The organism is Corynebacterium sp. HMSC062A03 (genome assembly GCF_001811145.1).
Classification (GTDB): Bacteria; Actinomycetota; Actinomycetes; order Mycobacteriales; family Mycobacteriaceae; genus Corynebacterium; species Corynebacterium aurimucosum.
The window spans coordinates 35,422-55,296 of sequence record NZ_KV803683.1 but is presented as its reverse complement, the minus strand read 5'-3'; the positions used below and the strand labels follow the sequence as shown (position 1 = coordinate 55,296).

19 protein-coding genes, 1 tRNA gene and 1 pseudogene are annotated in these 19,875 nt (G+C 60.8%); 5 read left to right on the top strand and 16 right to left on the bottom strand.

Annotation, left to right across the window (positions count from 1 at the left end):
* The first annotated feature begins 172 nt into the window (after positions 1-172).
* Together HMPREF2781_RS07525 and metE are read left to right on the top strand one after the other, a co-directional pair.
* Entirely contained in the window at positions 173-1,096 is a 924-nt protein-coding gene (locus tag HMPREF2781_RS07525) for a methylenetetrahydrofolate reductase (protein ID WP_070444484.1), read from the top strand.
* Positions 1,093-3,357 carry a 5-methyltetrahydropteroyltriglutamate--homocysteine S-methyltransferase gene (gene metE, locus HMPREF2781_RS07520; RefSeq protein WP_070645108.1) on the top strand — a complete coding sequence of 755 codons (2,265 nt, stop codon included), beginning with the start codon at positions 1,093-1,095 and terminating at the stop codon, positions 3,355-3,357. Before HMPREF2781_RS07525 ends, metE begins: the two co-directional genes overlap by 4 nt.
* A 32-nt stretch (positions 3,358-3,389) precedes the next feature.
* On the opposite strand, the gene HMPREF2781_RS07515 is transcribed toward metE, so the two are convergent.
* Positions 3,390-4,028: an HAD family hydrolase gene (locus HMPREF2781_RS07515; protein ID WP_070645105.1), complete on the bottom strand. Its 639-nt coding sequence runs from the start codon at positions 4,026-4,028 to the stop codon at positions 3,390-3,392.
* Between the two features lie 69 nt (positions 4,029-4,097).
* Here HMPREF2781_RS07515 and HMPREF2781_RS07510 point away from each other — a divergent pair, with 69 nt between their 5' ends.
* The gene (locus HMPREF2781_RS07510) at positions 4,098-4,628 is read left to right on the top strand and encodes a peptidylprolyl isomerase (protein WP_039672975.1); all 531 of its coding nucleotides are present in this window, start codon (positions 4,098-4,100) and stop codon (positions 4,626-4,628) included.
* 71 nt (positions 4,629-4,699) lie between these two features.
* On the top strand, positions 4,700-5,344 hold the full coding sequence (locus HMPREF2781_RS07505; protein ID WP_070645102.1) for a rhomboid family intramembrane serine protease: 645 nt from the start codon (positions 4,700-4,702) through the stop codon (positions 5,342-5,344).
* A gap of 933 nt (positions 5,345-6,277) precedes the next feature.
* Here HMPREF2781_RS07505 and HMPREF2781_RS12235 read toward each other — a convergent pair.
* The 12 genes from HMPREF2781_RS12235 to HMPREF2781_RS07450 form a co-directional block, all read right to left on the bottom strand.
* Positions 6,278-6,523 (bottom strand): ribbon-helix-helix domain-containing protein, encoded by a 246-nt coding sequence (locus tag HMPREF2781_RS12235; RefSeq protein ID WP_083308541.1) that lies wholly within the window; start codon positions 6,521-6,523, stop codon positions 6,278-6,280.
* Positions 6,524-6,574: 51 nt separating this feature from the next.
* Positions 6,575-7,228, bottom strand: a complete 654-nt coding sequence (locus tag HMPREF2781_RS07500; protein WP_070645100.1) for a response regulator transcription factor — start codon at positions 7,226-7,228, stop codon at positions 6,575-6,577.
* A gap of 9 nt (positions 7,229-7,237) precedes the next feature.
* Entirely contained in the window at positions 7,238-7,447 is a 210-nt protein-coding gene (locus tag HMPREF2781_RS07495) for a hypothetical protein (RefSeq protein ID WP_070645097.1), read from the bottom strand.
* A gap of 51 nt (positions 7,448-7,498) precedes the next feature.
* Entirely contained in the window at positions 7,499-8,575 is a 1,077-nt protein-coding gene (locus tag HMPREF2781_RS07490) for a sensor histidine kinase (RefSeq protein WP_070645094.1), read from the bottom strand.
* Positions 8,576-8,590: 15 nt separating this feature from the next.
* Positions 8,591-8,866, bottom strand: coding sequence for a cell division protein CrgA (gene crgA / locus HMPREF2781_RS07485; protein ID WP_010188168.1), 276 nt, complete (start codon positions 8,864-8,866; stop codon positions 8,591-8,593).
* A 68-nt stretch (positions 8,867-8,934) separates the two neighbouring features.
* On the bottom strand, positions 8,935-10,875 hold the full coding sequence (gene pknB / locus HMPREF2781_RS07480) for a Stk1 family PASTA domain-containing Ser/Thr kinase (protein WP_070645091.1): 1,941 nt from the start codon (positions 10,873-10,875) through the stop codon (positions 8,935-8,937).
* A gap of 6 nt (positions 10,876-10,881) precedes the next feature.
* On the bottom strand, positions 10,882-12,294 hold the full coding sequence (locus HMPREF2781_RS07475; protein WP_070645088.1) for a serine/threonine-protein kinase: 1,413 nt from the start codon (positions 12,292-12,294) through the stop codon (positions 10,882-10,884).
* Positions 12,294-13,724, bottom strand: coding sequence for a penicillin-binding transpeptidase domain-containing protein (locus HMPREF2781_RS07470; protein WP_070645085.1), 1,431 nt, complete (start codon positions 13,722-13,724; stop codon positions 12,294-12,296). Before HMPREF2781_RS07470 ends, HMPREF2781_RS07475 begins: the two co-directional genes overlap by 1 nt.
* Positions 13,721-15,073 carry an FtsW/RodA/SpoVE family cell cycle protein gene (locus HMPREF2781_RS07465; RefSeq protein ID WP_070645082.1) on the bottom strand — a complete coding sequence of 451 codons (1,353 nt, stop codon included), beginning with the start codon at positions 15,071-15,073 and terminating at the stop codon, positions 13,721-13,723. Before HMPREF2781_RS07465 ends, HMPREF2781_RS07470 begins: the two co-directional genes overlap by 4 nt.
* Entirely contained in the window at positions 15,074-16,399 is a 1,326-nt protein-coding gene (locus HMPREF2781_RS07460) for a protein phosphatase 2C domain-containing protein (RefSeq protein ID WP_070645080.1), read from the bottom strand.
* Positions 16,396-16,848, bottom strand: a complete 453-nt coding sequence (locus HMPREF2781_RS07455) for an FHA domain-containing protein FhaB/FipA (protein WP_070645077.1) — start codon at positions 16,846-16,848, stop codon at positions 16,396-16,398. Before HMPREF2781_RS07455 ends, HMPREF2781_RS07460 begins: the two co-directional genes overlap by 4 nt.
* A 45-nt stretch (positions 16,849-16,893) precedes the next feature.
* Positions 16,894-17,718, bottom strand: a complete 825-nt coding sequence (locus HMPREF2781_RS07450) for a DUF3662 and FHA domain-containing protein (RefSeq protein WP_070645074.1) — start codon at positions 17,716-17,718, stop codon at positions 16,894-16,896.
* A gap of 190 nt (positions 17,719-17,908) precedes the next feature.
* Here HMPREF2781_RS07450 and HMPREF2781_RS07445 point away from each other — a divergent pair.
* Positions 17,909-17,993, top strand: a tRNA-Leu gene (locus tag HMPREF2781_RS07445).
* Between the two features lie 244 nt (positions 17,994-18,237).
* Here HMPREF2781_RS07445 and HMPREF2781_RS12555 read toward each other — a convergent pair.
* The 3 genes and pseudogenes from HMPREF2781_RS12555 to HMPREF2781_RS12810 form a co-directional block, all read right to left on the bottom strand.
* A pseudogene (locus tag HMPREF2781_RS12555) lies at positions 18,238-18,655 on the bottom strand (transposase family protein); the annotation flags it as partial.
* Positions 18,656-18,819: 164 nt separating this feature from the next.
* On the bottom strand, positions 18,820-19,674 hold the full coding sequence (locus HMPREF2781_RS07440; protein ID WP_011117480.1) for a 23S rRNA (adenine(2058)-N(6))-methyltransferase Erm(X): 855 nt from the start codon (positions 19,672-19,674) through the stop codon (positions 18,820-18,822).
* Between the two features lie 99 nt (positions 19,675-19,773).
* A complete protein-coding gene (locus HMPREF2781_RS12810) occupies positions 19,774-19,821 on the bottom strand; it encodes an erythromycin resistance leader peptide (protein WP_011116968.1) in 48 nt (15 codons plus the stop codon).
* Positions 19,822-19,875: the final 54 nt, after the last annotated feature.

Here is a 19,875-nt window from a genome sequence, read left to right as displayed (position 1 = left end):
TGTACGGATGGGCCGGGTTTTTATTCACTAGCGCTATGGGCTAACGGTGCAGCTGACTGGGTTCTAAAGGTATTACCAAAGAAAAAAGCCTTTCGCTCAAAATGGACAGCTTGGTACGTTTTGGGACATCAACATCGAAGATAAACAACGATAACCTGCAGAGGAGGTGAGCATGTCCCCGCGACTTTCCGCATCCGCACCACTAGACCAAATCAGCGAAGATACGCCCAAGGAGCTTAAGCGTACCGCTCTCTCCTTCGAGGTGATCCCGCCGCGTCATGATGCGGACGCTGCAAAGATTGACCGCTTGCTCGCCATGCTCGCCGCGTATAACCCTGATTACATCGCCGTCACCAGCTCCCAGCGCTCTGGGTGGCTGGAGGGAACCGCAGCCTTCATTGAGAAGATCTCACGCGATACAGCGATGCGTCCCTTGGCCCACCTGGCCTGCACCGCCGGCACAGAGGAAGAGCTCGTTGGCTGGATCGACACGCTGGTCGACGCCGGCGTGCGCGGCCTCCTTGCCCTCCGCGGCGACCTTCCGGAGGGCGGCATGCCCGAAGGTCACCTGCCGCACGCCGATTCCCTGGTCCGGCTCATCCGCCGCTGGGAATCCGACCGCGTGGCGCGCTTGGCAGCCGGCCGCTTGGCGGTGGGCGTGGCCTGCTATCCCAACGGCCACGCCGAGTCCGCCACGCCGGACGAGGACATCGACGTCCTTTTGGCCAAGCAGCGCCTCGGCGCAGACTTCGCCATCACCCAGCTTTTCTTCGACGCGGAGGATTACGTCCGCTTTGCCCAGCGCGCCCGGCTGGCAGGTGTGCGCATTCCGCTCATCCCCGGGATCATGCCGATGACGAGCCGCGCTCGGGTGGAGCGAATGTGCCAGCTGTCCGGGTTGGATGGGCCGACCAAGGTCCTCGACCAGCTCGCGGCAGCGACCTCTCCCGAGGAAGAGAAAGAAATCGGCATGCAGATTACGGCCAAGCTGGCGAAGTCGGTGATGAACGCCGGCGCCGACGGGCTGCACATCTACACGCACAACAATCCAGACATCACGACTGACCTGCTACATCGAATTGGAGTCATCCCATGACCGCATCCTTTCCTAAGGCCACGATTGAGGGCTACCCGCGCGTCGGTGCCCACCGCGAGCTCAAGCGCGCGCTGGAATCCTACTGGTCCGGCAAGATCGACGCGGAGACTTTCGAGTCCGCCGCGCACTCCCTGCGCCTTGACACCTATGCCCGCCTCAAGGAGCTGGGCCTCGCTGAGGATTACGCCATCCCGGCCGACGTTGCTTACTACGACCACGTCCTCGAGACCGCGCTGACCGTGGGCGCTGCCCAGGGCGAGAGCCTCGATGATGAGTTCACCCTGGCCCGCGGTAACAAGGACACGGCGCCGCTGGAGATGACCAAGTGGTTCGACACCAACTACCACTACATTGTTCCTGAGATCACCGATGACCAGACCTTTAGCGCCCGTCCGCAGCGCGTGCTGAAGATCGTCGAGGAGGCCCGCGCCGCCGGCCACACTGTGCGCCCAGTCCTCGTCGGCCCGGTGACCCTGCTGGCGCTGTCCAAGCAGGCTGAGGGCGCCACCAAGCAGCCCCTGGACCACCTCGATCAGGCAGTCGAGTCCTACCTCACCGTCCTGGCTGAGCTTTACGACGCCGGCGTTGAATGGATCCAGCTCGCCGAGCCGGCCCTGGTCGCCGACCTCGCCGCCGCTGACGACGCCACCTTGGCCGCCGCACTCAAGAGCGCCTATGGCCGCATCCTGGGCGCGGAGAAGCGCCCGCAGGTTTACCTGACCACGCCCTATGGTTCCCTCAACGCTGGCCTCGACGCCGTCGCCGAGCTGCAGCCGGAAGCAGTCCAGGTGGATCTTTCCGTCGGCACTCTGGCCCTAGACACCTCCTACCTCGAGCGTGTGGCCAAGCTCGCCGAGGTCACCCACCTCTCCGCCGGCCTGGTCGACGGCCGCAACGTCTGGGCCGCCAACCTCCGCGACCTGCGCGAGAAGCTGGAGTCCCTGGGCGCGGATGTCTCCGTGACCACCTCCGTGTCCCTGCAGCACGTGCCGCACACCGTGGAGGCGGAGACCTCCCTGCCGGTGGACGTCGCCACCTGGTTTGCTTTTGCTGATGAGAAGATCCGTGAGGTCGTAGCACTCGCCGCCGGCCCGCTCGACGCCCCGGAGGCATACGCGCAGGCCGACCGCGCCGTGCGCACCCGCGCCGAGTCCTCACGTATCCACAACCAGGCCGTGCAGGAGCGCACCGCGCAGCTGCCGGAGGGCCAGGTCCAGCGCCAGCCGGAGTTCGCGGAGCGCAACAAGGCACAGGAGGCCCTCGGCCTGCCGCAGCTGCCGACCACCACCATCGGTTCCTTCCCGCAGACCTCTGAGATCCGCGCTGCCCGCGCCGCGCACCGCAAGGGCGAGCTCTCCGACGCCGACTACACCGAGGCCCTGCGCAACGAGGTGAAGTCCGTCATCGAGCTGCAGGAGCGCTTGGGCCTCGACGTCCTGGTCCACGGCGAGCCGGAGCGCAACGACATGGTGCAGTACTTCGCCGAGCTTCTCGACGGCTTCGTCGTCACCGAGAACGGTTGGGTCCAGTCCTACGGCTCCCGCTGCACCCGTCCGCCAATCGTGGTTGGTGACATCTCCCGCCCGAAGGCCATGACCACCGAGTGGGCGAAGTTTGCGCAGTCCCTGTCCGAGAAGCACGTCAAGGGCATGCTCACCGGTCCGGTGACCATTCTGGCCTGGTCCTTCGTGCGCGATGACGTCCACCAGTCCGTCTCCGCCGACCAGCTCGGCGTGGCGCTGGCCGACGAAGTCCGTGACCTCGAAGAGGCCGGCATCGACATCATCCAGATCGATGAGCCCGCCCTGCGTGAGCTGTTGCCGCTGCGCGAGAAGGACCGCAAGGCTTACCTCGACTGGGCCGTGCGCTCCTTCCGAGTGGTTTCCTTGCAGGCGAAGCCTGAAACCCAGATCCACACGCACCTCTGCTACTCGGAGTTTGGCCAGATCATCGACGCCGTCGCCGGCCTCGACGCCGACGTCACCTCCATCGAGGCGGCCCGCTCCCGCATGGAGCTGCTCGAGGATATCGATGAGAAGTTCCACTCCGAGATCGGCCCGGGCATTTATGACATCCACTCCCCGCGCATCCCGTCCGTGGCGGAGATGGCCGAGCTCATCCGCGCGGCGCTCAAGAACGTGCCGGTCGAGCGCCTGTGGGTCAACCCGGACTGCGGCCTGAAGACCCGCGGCTACGAGGAGACCGAGGCCTCCCTGCGCAACCTGGTCCTCGCCCGGGACGAGGTCCGCGCCAGCCTCTAAGTTTAAATCTCTTGATTTAAACTTCTCTTGATTTAAACGAAGTCCATCGCCGTCAGCTCACTGAGCGCGGCGATGTCTCCGTTTCCGCCCCTATCGAAGTGCAGTGCCTTGAGACCCGCGTCACGGGCGCCTTCGACATCATTGGCCACCGAATCGCCCACCATGAGAGTGGCGCCCGGTTCCACCCTTAAGTGCCGACAAGCTTCGAGGTAGGCCTCTGGGTGCGGCTTCGGGTGGCCCATCTCCACGGTGGGAAAGAGCTCAACGCCTGGCAGGTCGAGCCCGCCCGCCTTGAGCTTGCCCTCCTGCATTTCACGAGCCCCGTTCGTTAAAACGCCCACTTTGAGGCCGCGGGACAGGACGTGCTCGAGGGTAGGGAGGGCGTCATCAAGCGCCTGCCAGTGCTTTTCATACGCGGCCAAATACTTGGCATATTCCGCCAGTGCCTCCTGCTCCGTCATCTCTGGGCGCCCCAGGAACTCGCGGCAGCGCTCCACGCGCTGGCCTTGGTGGGTGACCTCGCCGCGCTCGTAGGCGGCGAACCATTTCCTTTCAATCTCGGCGAAGCGCTTGTGGTGCCCGCCCGGCAGCCACTCCTCAACGGCCGCATGCATCGCGGCGGTGTGGTCCATGAGGGTGTCATCGAGATCGAAGAGAATGGCGCGAATCATGCTTGTAACCCTACGCAGATCGCTGACAGCGTCGCGCCGGAACAACGCATTGGTGGAAATTTCCATACAATGGCTGGCATGACTCAGAAGACCGCAACTGCAACGATGCACACCAACTACGGTGACATTGTTATCGACCTGTTCGGTAACCACGCACCGGTAACCGTTGAGAACTTCATCGGCCTGGCTAAGGGCGAGAAGGACTACACCACCCAGAACGCCAAGGGTGAGCAGTCTGGCCCGTTCTACGATGGCGCTATCTTCCACCGCGTCATCGACCAGTTCATGATCCAGGGCGGTGACCCGACTGGCACCGGCCGTGGCGGCCCCGGCTACCAGTTCCAGGATGAGTTCCACCCGGAGCTCCAGTTTGACCGCCCGTTCCTGCTGGCCATGGCGAATGCCGGCCCGGGCACCAACGGTTCCCAGTTCTTCATCACCGTGGCGCCGACCCCGCACCTGAACAACCACCACACCATCTTCGGTGAGGTCACCGATGCGGCTTCTCAGGAAGTCGTGTCCAAGATTGCGAAGGTCTCCACCGACCGCATGGACCGTCCGGCTGAGGACGTTGTCATCGAGTCCATCGAGATCGCCTAAGCGTTCTTAGCTTTTCATCCGAGCCCGCTGCCACGTGAAGTGGTGGCGGGCTCGTTGTTTTAGGAGTCTGCGTGAAGAACTATCTGAAATCAGCACCGGCCACCCTGGTGCTCATGGTGCTGTGCATCGGTGCTTGGTGTGCCACGGCCATTCAAGGCTCGTCCCTCTCCGCGCCCTACTATCGCAGCATGCTGGCCCAAGACTGGACGCTGTGGGGCCCTGACGTGTCCGCACACCCCACAACTGTCATTACCGCGGGCTTCATGCATCTCGACGCCGGGCACCTCTTGGTCAACATGGTGATGCTGTTCTTTGTGGGCAGGGAAGTAGAACGCGCCCTGGGCAGTGCTCTGTATGTGGCGGCCTATCTCATCTCCATCGTGGGCTCTTCCGCCGCAGTGCTGTGGATGGATTACGGCACACCTACGGTGGGCGCCTCCGGTGCCCTCTTCGCGCTCATGGGTCTACTCATTGGTGTGTACCGCAGCCGCGGTCTTGACCTGCGCGCGCCCATCGTCCTCGTGGTGGCCAACGTTATCTACAGCTTCGTGGCGGAGAATGTCTCCGTGTGGGGGCACTTGGGTGGCTTGCTCACAGGACTGCTGTTGGCACCATTCCTCTTTCGCCAACGTGCGTGGCTGCGGTGGCTGGGGATATGGCTTATTGCTGTCGTGGTAGCCGTGTTAGCGGCGCTGCGAGCTGGGCTTTGGGGATAACTCGGGTGTGTTATCCACCAAAACCTTTGTGCGAAAGAATTCCACATAAGTTATCCACATTGTGGATAACTACATTTTTGTAATTTACCGAACGTGTGCGCCAAGATAATCGCAGATCAGCAGCTTAATCGGTTGTATTCGAAGTTTTTGTGCGGGCTGTGGGAAGCGTGAAAACACTTATCCACAGGGTGTGGAGAAAAGCTGTGGAATTCGTTTTCCACAGAGTTATCCCCACCCTGTGGATAACTTTGTACCCAAGGTGTTAACAGTGCTCCGGTTGCGGGGTGTTTGGCATGTCTTAGGCCGATTTGGTGCGGGAAACCCGACCCCACCGCCGAAAACCACCAGGTAGCAGCGCTAAGAGTAGCGTTGCTCATCTACCCACGGCCTAAGTCGGGTCACAACTCATGGCCTGAGAGCATTGCACGTCTCTTCGCGAAACGGATTACCTTCTTCGTTCCCCTCGCAACATGCAACGTCTGTGTATCTCCATCAACATGCTGGAGGAGTTTGGCAAAAGGCATCTGACAAAAGGCATCAGTCATAAGGCGTCTTCACGGCTGAAAACGCCATTTACTCATTGCAGATGGCGTTTTTAGACCCAAAGATGTCTTTTGCCAGATGCCTTCTGTAGGACGCCTTCCTGGCTTAGATTGATTTAGTGCGGAACACCCCCACTCCGCCACCGAGAGTCGCCAGGTAGCAGCGTCAAGGGTGGCGTTGCTCACCCACCCGTGGCCTTGGTCGGGTCCCTACCTAACCAAGGTGTTAACCGTGCTCCGGCTGCGGGGTGGGAGGTGACCAAAAATCAGGCAGTTTGTAGTAGAGCCTGACTTTGAGCGCTAGTTGAGCAGAGCGCGGTACTGCTTGTGGGCCTTCATGGAATGAATGATGGCCTCGGTCCCATCGAAACCGAGACGAAGTTTCGCTATTCTAGGTGGCCTTTCTTAGTGCTTCACGGATTGCCTGTGACCTAGACCATCCATGGATTGCGGCATACTTATCCAGGTCCGCAATTTCATTGGGTGAAAGGCGAATAGAGACAATTTTTGCGGCTTTATTGTCGCGGGGCTTCCGCCCCCGAGTACGAAGAGTCTCCACGTCGTAACCCTTTTCGGCTTCCGTTACCCATTCATCAATTTGCTCTTCGCTGATCGGTTGTCCATTGATAGTTTTCATAACCGTAATCGTATTACGAAAAGGGGCTCTGCCGCTAGAGTGCAGTTCGGACTAGGAGCCAGCGCCACCCAGAATTTTGGTCACGAGGTTCAGGCGCGTGCTGGCGCCGAAGATGGTGATGAGGCGTGAGACGTGCTTCTTCACGGCGGATTCCGAATAGTTGGTGGCGGCGGCGATCTCTGAATTGGAGTTGCCGGCGAGGAGGAGCTTGAGGACGGCTATTTCGGCGTCGTGAAGCTCGTGGCTCTCAATGGCGGCGGCGACGGGATCGCGTGGGGTGGCGGGCTCACCGATGTAGTCGACCAAACGGTGCATGGCGGCGGGTGCCACGACGGTGCCACCCTCCACGGCGGCGCGGACCGCCTCAATGATGGAGCGCGGGCGTTGGTTCTTCAAGATATAGCCCGCGCCGCCCGCCCGCAGGATCTTTAGCATCGTGTCATCCGAGTCGAAGGCGGTCACCGCCAAAAACGTCGGGGGATTCGGTCCGGAGTTAAGGTGCTTGAGCAGCGTAATGCCGTCCATGTGCGGCATGTGAATATCGGCGAGGACGAGGTCCGGCTTGGCTTCTTCAAGCTGGTCTAAGCAATCGGCGCCGTTGGTTGCCTCACCGACCACCATGATGTCCTCGGTGGTCTGGAAATAGACGCGGAGCGTCGAGCGAACGAGCTCATCATCATCAACGAGGAAAACCCGAATGCTCATGGCAACAGTTTAGCGGCACCACCAGAGCTGGGGGTTGTTGGAGCAACGGAAGTGGTCGGTGAATTCGCCCGCGAAAGACTTGTAGAAGGTGAATCCGGTGGACTCAGTGCTCTCAGTAGCGGTGTCAACGGTGGTTTCAGCAGGAGCCTCAGCAGCGCTGGCGATTGGCGCGGAAAACAGCGCGAGAGCTGCGGCGGCAACGGCGAGGGAAGAACGCATGTCTACTAACCTTGTGGAATCTAAGAATCGGCGATTTACCGGGCAAGTTTACTATATTTTTCTTAGGTGGGCAGTGGGAAGAGAAAGGCGTGTGACCCAGAGATTGCCTTCTTTGCCACTGCCGAAGCTGCCGTGCATTCGGCGAACGCGGCGGGCGATTTCCCCCAAACCCAGATTCGTCGTCATGTATTGGCGTGATTGTTGCGCTGCAATCTCGGAAGTGATCACGAGGTCGATGGACTTGGAGCTGCCGGTGGCTTCGATGCTCACACGGGATTCAGGGCGAGCGTACTTGAGGATGTTGATGGCGAGCTCAGAGAACACGAGGGAGAGCTTTTCCGGTAGCGCAAGCTCACCGTTCTTGCCTACATTGATCTGTGCTTCGCAGTGGAAGCCGTGGCTGCTCAGGAAGCTAACCATGGTGTCGAGGTCTTCTTCCAAGGACTTAACTCCCTGAGTCACGCTCTCATTCTTCATCACGCGTAGCAGGTCGCGGACTTCGCCCATGGCTCGGCGGGCGTCGTTAGCAATCGCTTCCGCGGAGTCAGCCGCGGAGGGATCCGTTTGGGTTAACGCCAAGGTTTCGGAGCGCATGACCACGGAGGTCAAGGTCGCAGCCACCGAATCATGAAGGGCGGTCATCAGCGCCTCGCGCTGCTGGGCGGCGCGCTGCTCGGCGGCAAGACGCTGGTCCCGGGTTTTGCGTAGCGCGGCCCCAATGACGATGGACACCGCATACAAGATGAGTGGTGTCGACAGGTTTAACGGGTCGAAATCGGGCAGATAATTAATCGAAGGATCCGTTGTGACGAGGTATGTGTACACCACCGCTGGGGGAAGCGCCCACAGCCAGCGTGTACGAAACGCCACGATGCCCACGATGACGGGGCTCCACGCCAAGAGGAGGAAAGACCGCCAGTCGGGGCACCACATTGCGAGCGCAAAAAGCGCACCGTACCCGCAGGCCGCCGCAAGTGGGCGGCGGATGGCCAGCGGCGTCAGGGAAACGCCGAGGCCGGCAAGTACGAGTGCACCGGGAGTGAGGAAGTTTTTATCCACCGTGACGGTGAGCATCACCAAAATGATGCAGCCAACGCCAGCGATGCTATAGAACCTCGAGGAGCTCATCGGTGGCGATGAAAACTAACGCCAGCCCATCGTCATTAACAGACCGATGATGGCCAGGCCGAAGCCGATGCCGTAATTCCACGGTCCCAGCTCCTGCATGAACGGAATGGACTCACCCGCTAGGTAGTTGACCACCAGCCAGAGCAGGCCGAGGAGCATGAGGCCCAGCATGATGGCGATGTACCACTTCGGGGTTCCCTCAGAGTTGATCTTGACCGGGGTGCGGTTGGTCGCAGAGCTGGAGGACTGCGGGAGTGCGGAGCCCTCCGTCGTGATCTTGGACTTTGGCATTGTTACACCTTCACGAAGAATAGGGGTGGTTAATCTGTGAGATACCTTAGCAGCTGCGGCGTTGAGAGCTACTGCGGCAGCAACGCTGCCGGGTCAAACTCCCAGAAACGGACGTGGATGGTCTCATCCTTGCGGATGACATCGCCGCGGCTTGCCGACGCCCATCCAATCTTGTCACTATCGATCGGGTTCGACGTCGGGATGCGTTCGCCCACGTCGAGGGAACCGGACCAGCCCTTGGCGCGCAGCGCGGATTCAGCTTCCTGCTGCGTGGAATGCGTAATATCTGGTGCCTGGATGAGCATCGCGTTGGAGACCTCGAGGGTGACCTGGCTGCCCTTGGGTAGCTTCTGGCCCTTCTCGACAACCCTGAGCACCTGGTTCTCCGGCAGCTCAGAATCCACCGAATGCACGGTGACGTCAAAGTCCATGGAGGACAGCATGTCCACTGCGCGATCACGATCCATGCCGCTGACGTCTGGGACGCTGACTTCCTTCTGGCCCTTGGACACTGTGACGCGTACCTTCGAACCCTTGGATAGCTGCGCGCCGCCCGCTGGGTTCTGGGAAATGATCTCGCCCGCGGGTGCCTCATCATTCACCTGCTCCACGTCGGTATTCAGCTCTAAGCCGGCTTCCTCCAGCGCAGTGGTAGCTTCATCCAGCTTCATGCCGGTGATATCAGGGACCTCGGTGACCTCTTTGCCAGAGGATACTGTCAGCGTGACCGAAGAATTCTTCTGCAGCTCTGATCCTTCCGCCGGGTTGACGCGGATGACCTTGCCGCGCGGCACATCGGGGCTGGGTTCTTCGTTGACGGTCACCAGCAGACCAAGCTTTTCCAGCTCTTCGACCGCTTCATTGCGCGGGCGGTTGGCCACCTTCGGGACAGTGACCATGTTCGCGCGCTGAGCTGCTTCATGCTGCTCCTGTTCGCGCTCGCGGGCCTCTTGGCGGGAGCTATCCCAGAAATCCCAGGCAAAGTAGCCAATGATGGCGATGAGGGAAGCGGCGAGCAAGGCCGCCAGCCACTTCAAGCCCGATCCGGATTCCTCGTCCTCCGAAGGGCGGGTGGAGGCCACCGGCGCACGGTGTTGTGCGGCTACGGGTGCCACCATCGTGGTGGGGTGATCTTCGTCGTTGACGTGGGAGCGCGCCGCCTCCGGCAGCTGGCCCTGCGCCAAACGGTCAAGGTCATCGCCCATCTCCCAGGCGGATTGGTAGCGATCCGCCGGGTGCTTGGCCATTGCCGTGAGCACGACGGCGTCGACGCCAAGGCGCTCTCTCTCCGTGAGCTCTTCGTCGATGAGCTCTGAGGGGGGCGTTGGATCCTCCTGCACGTGCTGGTAGGCCACAGCGAAGGGCGTTTCACCTTCAAACGGGGTGCGCCCAGTGACCGTTTCATACATGACGCAGCCGAGAGCGTAGACGTCGGAGCGGGCGTCGGCAGGCTTGCCACGGGCCTGTTCCGGGGAAAGATACTGCGCAGTACCGATGACAGCAGAGGTTTGCGTCATCGCCGACGTGGAATCATCCAGCGCGCGGGCGATGCCGAAGTCCATGACCTTCACTTGGCCTGTGTTGGTCAGCATGATGTTGGCCGGCTTGATATCGCGGTGGATGATGCCGGCCTCGTGGGAGGACTGGAGGGCCTCCGCCACCGGCTTGAGCACGCGCGCGGCCTCCGCCACCGACATGGGGCCGTCTTCGCGGACGATGTCGCGCAAGGTGCGGCCCTGCACGTATTCCATGACGATATACGGCACCATCAGGCCGTCGACGTCCTTTTCGCCGGTATCGAAGACGGCGACGATGTTCGGGTGGTTGAGCTTGCCGGAGTTTTGGGCCTCGCGGCGGAAACGCTCACGGAAGTTAACGTCGCGCGCCATGTCAGGGCGCAGCATCTTGATGGCAACAGTGCGCCCCAAGACGGAGTCTTCGGCCTCGTAGACCTCGGACATGCCGCCGGAGCCGATGGACTGGCGGAGGTGGTACCGATCACTGACCATGGCGGGTTACTGGCCTCCCTGTAGTGCGGATTCTTCGGTGGGGTTGTTCTGTGAGTCTAGTTCGGGTTCGGGCAGTGGGCTGTCATCGACCTGCGGTTGCGTCTCCTCGGTAGGGAGCGCGGGTGGCTCCTGTTGCGTTGTGCGATGCGCAGTTGTGGGTGGGGAGGGGATAACCGAGTGCGTCGTGGTGACGGTGACTTGAGTAGGTTCCTCCTCCACGGTGGTGATCTCAACGGTCTCAGGGGCTTCCGTTTCCTCTTCTTCCGTTGTTTCCGGCTCCACCGTTTCGGTCACAATGACCTCCGTTGGTGTGGGCTGTGGGGTCGGTGTCGTGTTCCCCCACAGCCTATAAGCCATGAACCCGATCGCCACGAGGGCCGCGATAGCCACCGCGATGAGCAAACCTGTGCCGAAACCTCCCTGCTTGGCGGGGCGCTCCTCCGTCTGGGGTGCAGAAACGGCCGGACGCACCGTGGTGGGGTGAGCCATGTTGGCCAGCATTTCCGTGGACGCGGAGGGCGAAGGCTCGGCAGCGACGGGCGCGAGCGCCGCGGATTTCGGCTGCGGTGGACGCTGGCCTTGGCGCACGGCGGAGATCGCGTTGGTGAATTCGTTGCCATCGACGAAGCGGGTGTTCGGGTCCTTGCGCAGGGCCATGCCGATCAGTTCACGGGTGGGCGCGCTAATCGACGTCGACAAGGGCTCCGGCGCCTGGCTAATGTGCGCCAGCGCCACCGAGACTGAGGAATCGCCGCTAAAGGGGCGTTTTCCGGCTAGCATTTCATAGCCCACGACACCGAGCGAATAGACGTCGGACGACGGGCCAACCTCATAGCCTTGGGCCTGCTCGGGGGAGACGTATTGGGCGGTGCCGACGACCATGCCGGTGCGGGTGAGAGGCACAGCGGCGGCGGCTTTGGCGATGCCGAAGTCGGTGATCTTGACCTGCCCATTCTGGGTGATCATGAGGTTGCCGGGCTTAATATCGCGGTGCACTAGGCCCATGTGGTGGATCACGGACAGGCCGTGGGAGGCCTGCTCCATGACGTCGAGCGCTAGTGTCTCCGGGAGTGCTCCCTCGCGCGCCAGCAAGTCCGCCAGGGATTCGCCGCGAATGTACTCCAGGGCCATGTAGCAGAAGGTGCGGCCGTTGTCTTCGAGCTCGCGGTAGTCGTAGGTGGCCACGACGTTCTCGGAATCGATGGACTCTGCTGCCTTGGCTTCGTTGCGGAAGCGTGAGAGGAACTCATTGTTATCGGAAAACTCTGGGCGCAGGACTTTGAGGGCGACCTCGCGGTCGTTGCGCACGTCATCCGCCAGCCACACCGTGGACATGCCGCCGTGGCCGACGATCCACTGCAGCTGGTAGTCCTCGCCGATCAGCGCTTGGAGGTGCTCCTTGTTGTCAGCACTATTCACTACTGCTCACCTCCGTATGCGCGCAAGATGGCGCGACCAATCGGTGCGGAAACCTGGCCGCCGGTTGCGCCTTCACCAAGGTGTCCGCCATCTTTGACCACGACGCCGACCGCGATGTCCTTGTCTGGGTCGAAAGCCACGTACCATGCGTGCGGGGCAAGGCCCTCACCGTGCTCCGCGGTACCGGTCTTGGAGGCGAAACCGTTGCCGTCGAAGCCGAAGGTGTTGCGCTCGGAGGCAAACATGAGGTCCTTGATGGTATTGGCCGTTTCTTCATCCACGGCTTCAGCGGCCTGGCGCGGTGTGGTCGCGCGTAGTTCCTTCATCTGGGCATCAGTGATGCGATTGACCAAGTAGGGCTCCATACGCTTGCCCTTGTTGGCGACGGTGCCGGCCATGATCGCTGCCTGGAGCGCTGACATCGTCACGTCGCGTTGACCGATGGCGGATTGGGCGACTTGGGCGCCGTCGCTCAGCTCGCCGAGTGCGCCGGCGGACGTGCCTACACCCAATGAGTATTTCTCACCCACGCCGAAGCCTTCGGCGTACTTGCGCAGTTCATCAGCGCCGATGTTTTCCGACATCTGCACGAAGGCCGTGTTACAGGACAGTGCAAAGGCGGTCTGCAGGGTAACGCTTTCCGCGCCGCCACAAGATTGGTTGCCGTAGTTGGTTAGCTCCGTGACGGTATCGGGCAGCGTGATGGACGCCGCGCCGGTCAGCGTAGAGTTCGGCTCGAAACCGTTGTTGAGGCCAGCGGCGGTGGTGATGATCTTAAAAATTGAGCCCGGGGGCAGGGTGTCCTGCGCGGCGTGGTTAACCAGCGGCGTGCCCTCCTGGTTCTGTAGCTGTTCCCACCTCTCGTTGGCGTTATCGCCGAGGAGGTCGGACACGTTGAAGCTCGGGGTGGAGGCCATGGCCAGGATCTTGCCCGTCGAGGGCTGGATGGCGACGGCCGCGCCGTTATAGCCCGGTCCAGCGAGCTGATCGTAGGCGGCCTGCTGCAGGGCGGGGTCGATGGTGACCTCGACGTTCGCGCCCATCTGGGGCTTGCCGGAGAGCACATCGAGCCAGTTGCGCGCCAGCAGCGAATCATCCTTGCCATTGAGGATGTCATTCTGGGAGGCCTCCAGCTGTGAGGCTCCGAAGCGTTCCGAGAGGTAGCCCGTGATGTTGGCGAAGGCCGGGGAGTCAGCAGGGTAGGAGCGGGAGTAGTTGCCCTCGGCGTCGGCCGTGGACTGCGCCAGGACCGTGTTGCCGGCGAAGATCTGGCCGCGCGGAGTCGTGCGCATTTCCAAGAAGCCGCGGACGTTCTTGGGGTTGTGGGCGTATTTATCGGTGGAAAATGCCTGCACTACCGTGAGGTTCACGAGGAGTATGGCGGTAAGAATCAGAGAAAAAAGGGCCACGAGGCGGATCGATCGGTTCATCGGCTTGCCTCCTGTACGGCAGGAAACATGGACGTGTCAGTGGGTGCGTTTGAGCTCAGCTCACGCGCCGGGCGGCGGGCCGCGTTCGAGATACGCAGCAGAATAGCCAGCAGCATGTAGTTAGCCATGAGAGAGGAACCACCCGCAGACATGAACGGCGTGGTCAAGCCCGTCATGGGCAGCAGCGCGGAGATACCGCCGGTGACGACGAAAACCTGCACAGCCAAGGTGAGCGAGAGGCCTGAGGAAACCAGCTTGCCATAGGTATCACGGCAGGTCAGCGCGGTGCGGAAGCCGCGGGAGACGAGCATGGCAAACAGGACAAGTACCGCAGTAAGGCCAATGAGACCGAACTCTTCACCGATGCTAGCCAGGATGAAGTCCGAGTGCGCCACCGGAACCATGTCCGGATGCCCCTGGCCTAAGCCAGTGCCGGTGATGCCGCCGGAGGACATGCCGAAGAGCGCCTGGGAGAGCTGGTAGCCGGTGGAATCATAATTAGCCAGCGGATCCAGGAAGTTGGAGAAGCGCTGTTGGATCTTCTCCGATACCTGGTAGATGCCGAAGCCACCGACGCCCACGAGGATGACGCCAATGAGCAGCCAGCTCACGCGGTTGGTAGCCATGAAGAGCATGCCGAGCACGGTGCTAAACAGCAGCAGGGCCGGGCCGAAGTCATTGGAAATGCCCATGATGACAATGGCAATACCCCAGATCACCAGGATGGGAGCGAGATCTCGCAGGCGCGGCAACGAAATGCCAAGGAACTTGTAGCCAGCCACCGTAAACAGCGAACGCTTCTGGGTCAGCAGCATGGCGAAGAACAGGATCAACAGGATCTTGGAAAACTCACCCGGCTGGATGGAAAAGGGCCCGAGCCATAGCCAAATGCGGGCGTCCACGCCTGGCGGTTGCGGCCACACGAGGGGTAACGCGAGGAGGATGAGGCCGAGCGCGCCCAAGATATAGGAGTATCGGGTGAGCGAGCGGTGATCACGCAGGAGGACCAGCACCAGCGCGAAGAGGATGAGGCCCACGATGGTCCACATCACCTGCCGCACTGCCAGCCCGCCGCCATTCGCCAGGTCGAGGCGCTGCAATAAGATGAGCCCGGTGCCGTTGAGCACCGCGACGATGGGCAGCATGAGCTGATCCGCATAGGGTGCCAGGAAACAGAGCACCAAGTGAGCGACGGCAAAGACGCCGATGAAGCCACCGATCAGGTAGAGCACATCGAGGGTCAGCACGTTGCCCTGGGAGAGCTCAAGGCTGACCAAGGTGATGGCGAAGACCACGGTAGCCAGCACGAGCAGGCCGAATTCGGTGCCACGGGAGAAGAATTTACTCATCTACTTCACCTCCCGGCAGTTTCCTTTAGACGCGTCTTTATCTTTTCCGTCCTTCGGCGAGGTGGGACAGGGCTTGAGCGCCTTGTCCGAGAGCTGCGAAAGCTGCGTCTGTACCTCGTCATAAGAACCGGAGGGCAGGTTGCCCACGGCGGCACGTTCGGATTCGGGCAAATCCTTCAGCGTGAAGGGCGCGAAATCGCCGTCGCAGGCGCCGTGCCCCAGCTTGAGCGCGTTCTCCTTGCTCAAGCAGGCATTTTGATACGTGTGGTGCAGCGGGCGGCCAAACACTTCATAGTCCGCGCCTTCGTGGATGGCGAGGATACCGTCCTCGTTCGCGGTGACGTAGTAGTTATTGCTCAGGTAATTCTTCATCCAGAGCCCGCCGCTGATGACCAGCACGATGATGATGACCAGGCATGCAATGACCTTCCACCCAATCCGGCTTCGCTGTGGCCGCCGCTGTGGTTCTTCCTGGGGTTTCTCCTCAGCGGCTTGCGCTTTTGGGGGTGAGATCAACTTGGCAGCGCGGCTGGCGGAGGAATCCGGATGCGTGGGCTCCGGGACGACGCCCTGGATCGCGCCCACGGTCATGGGGACGTTCTCATCACCCTCTCCCTCCAGGACCTCCGCCACCACGATGGTGACGTTGTCCGGGCCGCCGGAGCGCAACGCCAGATCCCGCAAGGTGGTAGCGGCTTCTTCGACCGTGCCCTGCTTCAGCGCTTGCTCGATGGTAGAGGCCGTCACCGGATCCGAGAGGCCATCCGAGCACAACAGGAGGCGATCGCCCGGTTTAGCATCGAGCATGAAGAGCGTCGGCTCCACCGGGCGGCCCGTGTAGGCCTTGAGGATCAACGACTTCTGCGGGTGGGAGGACACATCCTCCGGATCGAGCTTTCCCTCATCCACCAGGGACTGCACATAGGTGTCATCCTTGGTGATCTGAGTCAGCTTGCCCTCACGCAGCCGGTAGCCGCGGGAATCCCCCACGTGGCACACGCCGAACTCGGAGCCGTTAAAGAGCAGGGCGGTCAACGTGGTGCCCATGCCCTCGGTCTCCGGGTGCTCGTCCACGTGCTTGCGGATCGCCGCATTAGCGTCTTCCGCCGCCGCGCCGAGCAGCGCCAGCATGTCATTATCGCCCGGATCCCGCTCGAGGGAGGCCATGTGCTCCACCATGGTGGTGGAGGCGACCTCGCCGGCGGCGTGGCCACCCATGCCGTCGGCAAGCACCAGCAGGTGCGGGCCCGCGTGGGCGGAATCCTCGTTGTTTTCGCGGACCAATCCGCGGTCCGTCACTGCAGTAAAAGTCAGGCTTAAAGTCATGCCATCAACCTCACGGTCGTTCGGCCAAGTTTGATATCGGAGCCGACTCCGACTCGTTCTGGCTGGTCAATGCGAACGCCACCAACAAAGGTGCCGTTGCGGGATTCGAGGTCCTCCACGAACCACTCGCTGCCCCTGCGGAACAGGCGAGCGTGGTGGCCGGAGGAGAAATCATCACCGGTGACAAAGTCACAGTCCTGCGCGCGGCCCATCGTACAGTCCTCGAGCGTGCCCAGTTCCATGTGGGAACCACGCAGCGGCCCGTCCACGATGGTGATCTCACGCGGCGCTTCGCGCCGCCTCTGGGATCCCTTCACCGGGGACGATGCCTGGTAGACGCCGGCAGCCTTATTGGCGTCGCGGCGCATGGCGTTGAGTGCGACCAAGATGAACAGCCACAATAACACCAGCAGGCCGATGCGCAGCGAGAGCAGCACGATCGAATCCATGGAAAATCCTTACGCTAAAAATCTGTGAACGTTGCCGGGGGTGGCTTAATAGCCTTGGCTCTCGAGGCCGGTGATGCGCACCTCGATGTGGGAGTGGCCGAGGGTGATCACGTCGCCGTCGGCAAGCAGCCAGTTCTCAATCGGGGTGTCGTTCACGGTGGTGCCATTCGTGGACTGCAGGTCCACCAGCACGGCGTCCTGGCCGTTCCAGGTGATTTCCGCGTGCTGGCGGGAGACACCGGTATCGGGCAGGCGCAGGTCCGCGTCGTTGCTGCGGCCCAGGATGTTGGAGCCTTCCTGCACGTGGTAGACGCGGGAGGAGCCGTCCTGCAGCATGAGTGTTACCGCTGGCCCCTGTGGTGCGGGCTGGTTCGGGGTGGGCGCCATAAAGGCGGTGGTTGCGGCCTCGTCGGCGTTGTGCGGCTGGGTCATAGAGTCCTCCTGACCATGGTCGTGGTGGAAAATCGCATCGAATCCGGTTTCTTCGGTGGGCTCGTGATCCAAAAAAGAGGACACGCGCAACTGCCCAGTCCGCAGCCCCGATTCCTCCGCGATGCGGACGATGACCGGCCCGGCGAGGGACCAGCCACTGTTACGGATGAAGCGGGTGAGCTGATCAGCTAGATCCTTGGGAACACCCCGGTCCTGGGAGAGGTTCTCGATGTCCTTGGAGGATACACCGACGGTCATGACGTTGGGGCTATACAGCTTGCCGTCATCACCGCGGGACAAATTGTCCTGCGCCTCCTGCTTGAGAAGCTCCTCAATCTCAGCGGGGACGACTTTTCCGCCGAAGACAAAGGCCATGCCGTTGTCCAGTCCGCGTTGCAGGGAAGAATCCAGCTTGGCGAGCTTATCTAGCAATGCCATAGGAAGAGCCGTCCTCCTTTCGGGATGTTTTCAGGGAGAGATATAGCAGCGATCAGTATAAGGTGCTTTCCTTGACTTAACGTAGACGCGCGCGGCAAAGTTCCCTGGAAAGTTTGGGTTTGCCAGCGGATTTGTAGAATTTGCTGGACTGCGTGCTAAGGTTAGCTAGTCGCCAAGACATCAATACCCTGCCCGGGTGGCGGAATTGGCAGACGCGCTGGCTTCAGGTGCCAGTGTCCTTATAGGACGTGCGGGTTCAAGTCCCGCCCCGGGCACGCTGAGCAGTTGAACAAACTGCACCACCGGAAGTAACAAACTCGAAAGGGTATGTTACCTCCGGTTTCTTTCATTTTTCAATCTTTGAGGTGCGAAGATTGCACGCGTGGGGATTGAGGGTGTGAAACCCACTGTCGTGGGTTTGATGAGGTAGTCGATGTTGCGGAAGCTTTGGCATCGGCGTGCGTTGTGCTCCGTACGTTGTTTCAAAAACGGGTTTCATCAAACGGAACAAAACCTGGGACACTTCATATCCCACCCCAGGCCTAATGACTTGGGTGCAGCGGCAACGCTCATCCGATTTAGGCAGAGTCGTTGCAGGATCTAGTGGGTCACCTGGTCCGTGGTCTTTGAATTGTCGGGCGCGCAGGCAAGGCCAGCACGGAAGATCTTCTGCAAGCAACGCTTGTTGGTGCACCGGTAGCGTGGAAGGCGCACATGAAGTTGTTGGGTGGCCGACGATGGGCAGATCGACCAGGCTGCGGATGACGTGGTCGCGGAATACTCCAGGCTGCCCGCAGGTAGGGCATTCATTGATCGGCTCGACGGGTTCGGCTTCAATAACAGTGACGTCACCGTTTTCTGTGGCACCGGTGATAGTAGTTCCTAGTTTTGCGGTGCGGCAGATGGTATCGACGATGACATTTCCGTTAGGCTGCACAGTAGGTCCTTAGTTTTGTACGGATGGATTAGATACCTTTTTCCTACAAAGCCAAGGACCCCAATATCTTGTGCCACGCCCGAACCCCCGGCGAACTAATCAATGCACTCTAAAACCGGAAGAGCCCTTTTAGTACTACTGGTGGATTTCGGTTTTGGTGGGGATTAACGCCGCCGGCTTCGGTTTTTCCGTTGAGGAGGTCGTTGACTACTTCCCGATGGTGAAATGGGTCGATGGTGAGGTAGAGAGGAACCAGTCACCTGGAAGAGATCGATCCAGTCGTTGGTGTGCAATCTGGGAGGTAGGGTCGCGGGGTCGATTCCTCGCGAGCGCAACCATGATTGTGTTTCTGAACGTGATGAAAACAACCCTGCCCTTCGGAGAATTTCCCCTATCCCGCGTCCCCGGGCAGTGAAAACGGTGTGCACCATCGCCTGAAAGGCTTTGCGCTGCTCTATCGGAATCTTCGGGTCACCCACCCGGCGGATCACTAAGATCCCCCCGTCAACGTTTGGCTGTGGCCGGAAAGCAGACCTTGGTACCCGAGAACCCAGGTGAAATGTGAACCATGGGGACCACTGAGCCGTCATCATCGTGCTTGCGCCTACCCCGGCCCGGCGGCGAGCGACTTCCCACTGCATGAGGAGTACAGCGTCAGTCCATGCTGGCGCATGCAGCAACTTTCGAAGAATGGCAGTGGTGAGGTGAAAGGGAATGTTTCCCACAATGACGCAGGGAGTGGCGGGTAACCGGAAGTTAAGGAAATCATCATGGACCACTTCGACCGCCGCCGAGGAGGTTTCTTGTGTGATTTTGGCAGCTAGTTTTGCGTCCACTTCAACTGCCGTTATCGCCCTCCCCAAGTGGGCCATCGGGTGAGTGAGGGCACCGCTTCCTGGTCCGATCTCAATGATGGGGCCGGAGGTTTGTTTCACAAGGTCGATGATGGAGTTGATGATCTTGTGGTTGGTGAGAAAATTTTGGCCATGCTCGTGACGGCCGTGTCCGTATGCAGACATCAGGTGTGCTCCTTGGATTTGAAAGGGAGCCGGGCATGACAAATAGCCGCCCGGCTAAAGGACCGGAGCGGTTTTTAACCTACGGGGTAGGAAACCGCCTTAGCGGTTGGTGCGCAACCGCAAGAAAGCGGTACCTGAAATCAACATGGGTCTAATTATATCCATTTTGGGGTTGCCCGCAAATCGTGGACACGTAGTGGA

Excerpts from the sequence above, each read along its gene's own strand:
- metE (WP_070645108.1), top strand. The coding sequence starts at position 1,093 with ATGACCGCATCCTTTCCTAAGGCCACGATTGAGGGCTACCCGCGCGTC.
- HMPREF2781_RS07500 (WP_070645100.1), bottom strand. The coding sequence starts at position 7,228 with ATGAGCATTCGGGTTTTCCTCGTTGATGATGATGAGCTCGTTCGCTCG.
- crgA (WP_010188168.1), bottom strand. The coding sequence starts at position 8,866 with ATGCCAAAGTCCAAGATCACGACGGAGGGCTCCGCACTCCCGCAGTCC.
- HMPREF2781_RS12235 (WP_083308541.1), bottom strand. The coding sequence starts at position 6,523 with ATGAAAACTATCAATGGACAACCGATCAGCGAAGAGCAAATTGATGAA.
- HMPREF2781_RS07470 (WP_070645085.1), bottom strand. The coding sequence starts at position 13,724 with ATGAACCGATCGATCCGCCTCGTGGCCCTTTTTTCTCTGATTCTTACC.
- HMPREF2781_RS07455 (WP_070645077.1), bottom strand. The coding sequence starts at position 16,848 with ATGGATTCGATCGTGCTGCTCTCGCTGCGCATCGGCCTGCTGGTGTTA.
- HMPREF2781_RS07450 (WP_070645074.1), bottom strand. The coding sequence starts at position 17,718 with ATGGCATTGCTAGATAAGCTCGCCAAGCTGGATTCTTCCCTGCAACGC.
- HMPREF2781_RS07490 (WP_070645094.1), bottom strand. The coding sequence starts at position 8,575 with ATGAGCTCCTCGAGGTTCTATAGCATCGCTGGCGTTGGCTGCATCATT.
- pknB (WP_070645091.1), bottom strand. The coding sequence starts at position 10,875 with ATGGTCAGTGATCGGTACCACCTCCGCCAGTCCATCGGCTCCGGCGGC.
- HMPREF2781_RS07440 (WP_011117480.1), bottom strand. The coding sequence starts at position 19,674 with ATGTCTGCATACGGACACGGCCGTCACGAGCATGGCCAAAATTTTCTC.
- HMPREF2781_RS07515 (WP_070645105.1), bottom strand. The coding sequence starts at position 4,028 with ATGATTCGCGCCATTCTCTTCGATCTCGATGACACCCTCATGGACCAC.
- HMPREF2781_RS07460 (WP_070645080.1), bottom strand. The coding sequence starts at position 16,399 with ATGACTTTAAGCCTGACTTTTACTGCAGTGACGGACCGCGGATTGGTC.
- HMPREF2781_RS07525 (WP_070444484.1), top strand. The coding sequence starts at position 173 with ATGTCCCCGCGACTTTCCGCATCCGCACCACTAGACCAAATCAGCGAA.
- HMPREF2781_RS07510 (WP_039672975.1), top strand. The coding sequence starts at position 4,098 with ATGGCTGGCATGACTCAGAAGACCGCAACTGCAACGATGCACACCAAC.
- HMPREF2781_RS07465 (WP_070645082.1), bottom strand. The coding sequence starts at position 15,073 with ATGAGTAAATTCTTCTCCCGTGGCACCGAATTCGGCCTGCTCGTGCTG.
- HMPREF2781_RS07495 (WP_070645097.1), bottom strand. The coding sequence starts at position 7,447 with ATGCGTTCTTCCCTCGCCGTTGCCGCCGCAGCTCTCGCGCTGTTTTCC.